We start from the raw sequence: 6,481 nt of genomic DNA on the forward strand, positions 1-6,481 counted from the left end.
CGGTCGCCCATGATCCGACCGAATTGAACCGTCAAGGACCGGACAGCGGGACGCAATATCGCTCGGCGATTTTTCCGGCCAATGACATGCAAAAGCAGGTTGCTGAGAGTTACATCGCGCAATTGAACAAGGCACACGTGTTTCCTGCGCCTATCGTGACGAAGACCGACATGCTCACGGGCTTTTACCCGGCCGAGAACTATCACCAGAATTACCTGACGCTGCATCCGGATCAGCCGTACATCGCGATCAACGATATTCCAAAGGTGAATAATCTAAAGCGCTTGTTTCCGAGTGTGTATCTCGACAAACCCGTGCTGCTAAACGTGGCGTCACAGTAGCCACAAAAAAAGCGCGGAGAACCTTGAGTTCGCCGCGCTTTCGTCGCATTGATGCAGACGCTTATGGTGAGGATTGCGACGCTTGCGTGCTCTTGCGCATCTTTGCCACTTCGGCTGGGGAAACCGCCGGCGCGCCGTTGTTCCATCCGGCGCGAATGAAGGTCAGTACGTCGGCGATCTGCTGGTCGTTAAGCACCTGCTCGTATTTCGGCATGGGATATGCGGCCGGAATGCCCTGTATCACGAGATCGTGCGTGCCGTTCAGCGTGACGTTGATCAGCGACGACGCGTCCTTCTCCAGCACGTTTGGATTTCCGGCTAGCGGCGCCAGCAGCGGAGCGAACGCCCGGCCGTCGACGCCATGGCAATGCATGCAATAGGCCGTGTAGACCCTGGCCCCGGCGTCGGTAGCCGGATGCGCGAGCAGCGCCACGCTCGCCTTTGGATCGTAGGCGTAGGCCGGTGCGTTCGTACCACCCGCGGCCGGTAACGACTTCAAATACGCCGTCATGGCAGCCACATCCTGGTCGTTCATGCCCTGCGTGCTGTGGTTGATCACGTCCGTCATCGATCCGAATGCGGACGCATGCGCGTTGGCTCCGGTCTTGAGGAACGACGTCAGTTCAGCATCCGACCAGCGGCCGAGCCCGACATTCTGTTCGCCCGTCAGGTTCGCGGCGAACCAGCCGTCGAGCGCTGCGCCCGTGAGGTATGCGCTCCCGCTCTCATCGAGCGCCTTCTCCTGGAACGCGACTCCGCGCGGCGTATGGCACGAACCGCAGTGCCCAAGACCTTGAGCCAGGTAAGCGCCTCGATTCCACGCGACATCCTTGCCGTCCTTGTCGCGATACACGGTTTTGTCGAGGAACACCATGTTCCAGAACGTCAGCGGCCAGCGCATGTTCAGCGGAAACGGAATATCCGAAGGGCGATTGGCTTGATGCACCGGTGCGACGCCCTTCATGAAGTACGCGTAAAGCGCCGCCACGTCGTCGTCGCGAACCTTGGCGTAGGACGGGTAAGGCATGGCCGGATAGAGATTGTGTCCATCCTTCGATACCCCTCGACGCAACGCGCGGTCGAAGTCTTCCTCGGTCCAACCGCCAATCCCTGTGTCGGGGTCGGGCGTAATGTTGGTCGTATAGATCTTGCCCATGGGGGTCGTCATCGGCAGGCCGCCGGCAAACGGCTTGCCTTTGGGCGCGGAGTGACACGCAACGCAATCGCCGGCTTTGGCGAGGTACGCGCCACGGGCGACTTGTGGATCGTCGGCATGAGCCAGCAAGGGCATGACGAACGCAAGGATCGCGATTGATTTTGCAATCATGGTGTCGGCCCTCATGCGCTAAGCAATTGACGGCCGACGGGCAACTGCCGAAGGCGTTTGCCGGTAGCGGCGTAAATCGCATTAGTGAGCGCGGGCGCGAGCGCCGCCGTACCCGGCTCGCCGATACCCCCCGGCGCCTCTGCACTCCTGATGATATGCACGTCGATAGTAGGTGTCTGGTCGATCCGCAGAATGCGGTAATCGGTGAAGTTGGACTGCTCCACGCGCCCGTCCTTGATCGTGATCTCGCTATAAAGCGCTGCCGTGATCGCGAAAATAACGCCGCCCTGAATCTGCGCCTCGATGGTGTTCGGGTTCACCACCATGCCGCAATCCACCGCGCAGACCACGCGATTGACAGCGACTTCGCCATCGCCATTCACCGTGACGTCGACCACCATGCTGAGGAAGCTGCCGAACGCGTGCATGACCGACACGCCGCGTCCCTGACCCTTGGGCAACGTGTTGCCCCAGCCTGCGGCCTGCGTCGCGACATCGAGGACGTTCTTCGCCCGCGGGGTTTTATCGAGCAGGTCACGCCGGTACTTGACCGGATCGGTCTTGGCCTGAGCCGCGAGTTCATCGATAAAACTTTCCACCACGAAGGTGCTGCGGGTCGGACCGACACCGCGCCAGAATGCGGTGGGGATGTCCATCGGCTCCTGGCGTACATAGTCGATCAACTGGTTCGGCAAGTCGTAGGGGAGATCTGACGCGACTTCCACGGCGTCGGGATCAAGTCCATTCTTGAATGCGGGCGGTGCGAAGCGCGCCAGGATCGACGAACCCACGATCCGGTGTTGCCATGCAATCGGCTTCCCGTTTGCGTCGAGACCGGCTGCGATCGTGTCGTAGTAGTAGGGGCGATACATGTCGTGCTGGACGTCTTCCTCGCGCGTCCAGACGACTTTCACGGGCGTATTCAGTTGCTTGCCGACTTTAAGCGCCTGGGCGATGAAATCAGTTTCCAGCCGCCGGCCAAAGCCGCCACCGAGCAAATGGTTGTGCACCGTGATCTTGTCGGCGGGAAGGCCAGTGATTCTTACGCCAGCGTCGACAGCACGCGTGGGCACCTGGGTGCCTACCCAGATATCGCAAGCATCCGCACGCACGTACACCGTGCAGTTGACCGGCTCCATCGTGGCGTGGGCCAGGAACGGTTGCTGGTACACCGCGTCGACGCGCGTCTTGGCATCGGCAAAGCCCTTGGTCACGTCGCCGTCCTTACGTGCGACCGCACCGTTTTGCTTCGATGCGTTCGCCAGTTCCTGAACGACCTTAGCCGTGGAGTACGAGGCACTGCGCCCCTCGTTCCACTTGATATCGAGTGCGGCCGCACCGCGTTTCGCCGCCCACGTGTGATCGCCGATCACGGCCACGCCGTTGTCGATCTTGATCACCTGGCGTACGCCGGGAATCTTCTTCGCATTGGTATCGTCGACACTAACAAGCGTGCCACCGAACACCGGACTATTCACAATCGCCGCATAAACCATATCCGGCAGCCGCACATCGAGGCCGAACATTGCGGTGCCGTCGACCTTCTCCGGTGAGTCGAGACGCTTGACTGTCGTGCCGATCAGCTTGAAATCCTTAGGCTCTTTCAAGGTCACGTTCTGCGGCGCGGGCAGTTTTGCGGCGGCATCCGCCAATTGTCCGTAACCGATCCGCCGGCTGCTTGCCGCGTGCACGACTTCGCCGCTCTCGGCGTGGCATGTCGACGGGTCAACTTGCCATTGTTGCGCGGCAGCGGAAATCAGCAGCACGCGCGCGGTCGCGCCGGCCCGGCGCATGGGCTCCCATGCATAGCGGATCGATGTGGAACCACCCGTGAGCTGGCCGCCGAGCAGCGGGTCCGAGAAGAGCTTTTCGTTAGGCGGCGCGTGCGCGATCACGACGGTGTCAAGCGGCACTTCCAGTTCTTCGGCGATCAGCATGGGGATCGACGTATAGACGCCCTGGCCCATCTCGACCTTCGGAATAATGAGCGTCACCTTGCCCGTCGAATCGATTTGAACGAACGCATCAGGCTCGAATACACCGCTTTGCGGCGCTTCGTCGCCGTCGCCGCCGATCACCGATTTGCCCTTGGGCGCATCGCCCTGGCTCGCCGCGGGCAGGCTGAAACCAAGCATCAGGCCGCCGCCGGCCGCAGCGCCTATCGAGACAGTGAGCTTCAGGAACGAACGCCGGTTCACGCCGCGTGGCGCGCGACGGTTTTGTGCAACGAGTAGTCCTCGCGACATGTCACGCCTCCTTCGCAGCGTGCTTGATCGCGGCGCGGATGCGGTTGTAGGTGCCGCAGCGGCAGATGTTGCCGGCCATGGCCGCGTCTATGTCGGCATCGGATGGATTGGAGTTCGAAGCAATCAACGATGCCGCCGACATGACCTGGCCTGACTGACAGTACCCGCATTGCACGACATCGAGCGCAAGCCACGCGTCCTGCACTTTCTTGCCCGCAGGCGTCGTGCTGACGGCTTCGATCGTCGTGACTTTGCGATTTCCCACGGCTGCAATCGGGAGGACGCAGGAACGCACGGCCTGGCCATCCAGATGCACAGTACAGGCGCCACATTGGGCGATGCCACAACCAAACTTGGTTCCGGTCAGTCCGACCAGATCGCGCAAAACCCAGAGAAGCGGCATGTCGGGTGGGGCATCGACGGTATGAGACTGGCCGTTTATGTCGAGGGTGGTCATCTGCAGCTCCTGAGGGCGTTGGCGAATTTTTATGTGTTTGTGCGCAAGCTTCTTATACAAGAATTTAAATTTTCTTGCAGTGTCGCTCGCCATGCGCCGCGCGGGTCAGATCCTAGTGCGCGTCAGATCACGGTTCTGCTTGCTAGCTTAGTTCCAGGCTTTAGCACTATTCTTGTAATTCTTCGGCCCGGCGCACATGTCAATTTACTCTGGCTAGACAAAGCTTGTTGATTCGCCGAATACACTGTGATGCTAGATTCATCTACGAGAGGATCGACATGAGCGCTCTCTTTACTCCTTCAACGCTGCGCAGCGTTACCCTTCCAAACCGCATTGTCGTGTCGCCCATGTGCCAATACTGTGCGCAGGACGGCAAGGCGGATTCATGGCACCTGATTCATCTCGGCGGCCTGGCGCTATCGGGCGCGGGCATGTTGTTCATCGAGGCAACGGCCGTGGAAGCAGGGGGGCGCATTACACCCGGCGACCTGGGCCTATACGACGACGCAACCGAACATGCGCTCAAGCAGGTGGTGGACGCTATCCGGCTGCATTCAAGAATTCCCGTGGCGATCCAGTTGGCCCACGCGGGGCGCAAGGCGTCGAGCCACGTACCTTGGGACGGCGGCCAGCAGATTCCCGTGTCCGAGGGGGGATGGGTCACCGATGCGCCGTCCGCCGTGTCGCAAAAGGAAGGTGAAGCGTTGCCGCGTGCACTCGATGCAGCCGGCCTCGAGCGCATCAAGCGCGCTTTCGTGGAAACGGCGAAACGGGCCGACCGCATTGGCGTGGATGCCATCGAGTTGCATGGCGCACACGGCTATTTGCTGCATCAGTTTCTCTCGCCTATTTCGAATCATCGGACTGACGAATATGGCGGTTCGCTGGAAAATCGCATGCGCTATCCGCTTGAAGTATTCGATGCCGTGCGGGCCGCGATTCCCGCGCACACGCCAGTCGGTATGAAGGTCTCTGCGACCGATTGGGTGGAGGGGGGCTGGGATGTGGAGCAAACCATCGCGTTTGCGAAGGCGCTGAAGGAGCGCGATCTCGACTGGATCGACGTGTCGTCGGGCGGAGTTTCTCCGCTGCAAAAAATCGTCCTCGGACCCGGCTATCAGGCGCCGTTCGCCGCGTCGATCAAGGCAGCGACGGGACTCAACACGATCTCGGTTGGCCTGATCACCGAGCCGCATCAGGCCGAAGAGATTATCGCTAGCGGCAAGGCCGATTATGTCGCGCTTGCGCGAGGCATGCTCTACGATCCGCGTTGGGGCTGGCACGCGGCCGCGACGCTAGGCGCGACTGTCGACGCTCCGCGGCAATACTGGCGCGCGCCGCCGCGCGAGCACGCCAAGCTGTTCGGCGATGTCGTGTTCGGCGCGCGGTGATACGTGTATGCGGGACTTGTGCGGGACTTGTTCAAGCCGCCACCCTGTTGCCGGTCTTTGCGTTAAAGCGCTTGTATGGCAAGCATGAAGTTGTCGACCTTGCGCGAGAATGACTCCTTGCTGCCTTTGAGGTTTTGCTCGGTGCAAATGCCGGTAAAAAAAACCGTCACCAGGTCGGCGATTGCGGCGGCATCCGTTGCCGGTTTCTCCGCCTCGATGTTCCTGATCAGGAAGCGCCGGATTTTCGCCCGGCTTTCGCTCACGATGACCTGCGCTTCTGCCGGAAGCACCGCGAATTCACGAATTGAGTTCACAGCAAAGCAACCCTTCCTGCCGTGCGAGCCGCTCATGCACAGCCTGAGGAAAGCTTCGACGTTGTGCCAGCCAAGAGACGTGGCCGAGAGCAACTCGCCGCCCTCACGATGTTCCAGGTAGTGGCGAAGACTCGCGAGGAACAAGTCTTCCTTGCTTGCGAATTCCGCATACAGGCCTGACTTGTTCACGCCTGTGGCAAGTTCGAGATCCTGCAAGCTGGTGTCGGCGAAGCCATGTTCCCAAAAGACGGGAATACTCTTCTCGAGCACGCCGTCACGGCTGAATTTTCTAGGTCGTCCCATTTCGCCAGTACCGTCGATTGAACCGTTGGGTTCAATATTATCTGCTGAAACCGCGAGTCAGGTTGTCAGACTACGCGACGCGTGCATGCTACAGGAAAACAC

The 6,481-nt window shown here is 60.4% G+C and carries 6 protein-coding genes; 2 read left to right on the top strand and 4 right to left on the bottom strand.

Annotated elements, in window-relative coordinates:
- Nucleotides 1-341 (top strand): peptide-methionine (S)-S-oxide reductase (locus WCA53_RS22325; RefSeq protein WP_423915642.1); only part of this gene is annotated, 341 nt, incomplete at its 5' end.
- Between the two features lie 61 nt (nt 342-402).
- Here the strand turns inward: WCA53_RS22325 and WCA53_RS22330 are convergent.
- Genes WCA53_RS22330 through WCA53_RS22340 form a run of 3 tightly spaced genes read right to left on the bottom strand, consistent with a single transcriptional unit; the run spans nt 403 to nt 4,371 of the window.
- Complete coding sequence (locus tag WCA53_RS22330; protein WP_423915644.1) at nt 403-1,668, bottom strand: c-type cytochrome; 1,266 nt, start codon at nt 1,666-1,668, stop codon at nt 403-405.
- Between the two features lie 11 nt (nt 1,669-1,679).
- Nucleotides 1,680-3,914, bottom strand: a complete 2,235-nt coding sequence (locus WCA53_RS22335; protein WP_423915646.1) for a molybdopterin cofactor-binding domain-containing protein — start codon at nt 3,912-3,914, stop codon at nt 1,680-1,682.
- Between the two features lies 1 nt (nt 3,915).
- The gene (locus tag WCA53_RS22340) at nt 3,916-4,371 is read right to left on the bottom strand and encodes a (2Fe-2S)-binding protein (protein WP_423915648.1); all 456 of its coding nucleotides are present in this window, start codon (nt 4,369-4,371) and stop codon (nt 3,916-3,918) included.
- Between the two features lie 278 nt (nt 4,372-4,649).
- Here WCA53_RS22340 and WCA53_RS22345 point away from each other — a divergent pair, with 278 nt between their 5' ends.
- A complete protein-coding gene (locus WCA53_RS22345; RefSeq protein ID WP_423915651.1) occupies nt 4,650-5,762 on the top strand; it encodes an NADH:flavin oxidoreductase/NADH oxidase in 1,113 nt (370 codons plus the stop codon).
- A 62-nt stretch (nt 5,763-5,824) separates the two neighbouring features.
- On the opposite strand, the gene WCA53_RS22350 is transcribed toward WCA53_RS22345, so the two are convergent.
- Entirely contained in the window at nt 5,825-6,379 is a 555-nt protein-coding gene (locus WCA53_RS22350; RefSeq protein ID WP_423915654.1) for a TetR/AcrR family transcriptional regulator, read from the bottom strand.
- Between the last annotated feature and the right edge of the window lie 102 nt (nt 6,380-6,481).

The organism is Caballeronia sp. (assembly GCF_049581465.1).
In the GTDB taxonomy this organism is placed as follows: domain Bacteria; phylum Pseudomonadota; class Gammaproteobacteria; order Burkholderiales; family Burkholderiaceae; genus Caballeronia.

What these genes read in the sequence shown, in the direction of transcription:
- WCA53_RS22345 (WP_423915651.1), top strand. Translation starts at nt 4,650, where the DNA reads ATGAGCGCTCTCTTTACTCCTTCAACGCTGCGCAGCGTTACCCTTCCA.
- WCA53_RS22330 (WP_423915644.1), bottom strand. Translation starts at nt 1,668, where the DNA reads ATGATTGCAAAATCAATCGCGATCCTTGCGTTCGTCATGCCCTTGCTG.
- WCA53_RS22335 (WP_423915646.1), bottom strand. Translation starts at nt 3,914, where the DNA reads ATGTCGCGAGGACTACTCGTTGCACAAAACCGTCGCGCGCCACGCGGC.
- WCA53_RS22350 (WP_423915654.1), bottom strand. Translation starts at nt 6,379, where the DNA reads ATGGGACGACCTAGAAAATTCAGCCGTGACGGCGTGCTCGAGAAGAGT.
- WCA53_RS22340 (WP_423915648.1), bottom strand. Translation starts at nt 4,371, where the DNA reads ATGACCACCCTCGACATAAACGGCCAGTCTCATACCGTCGATGCCCCA.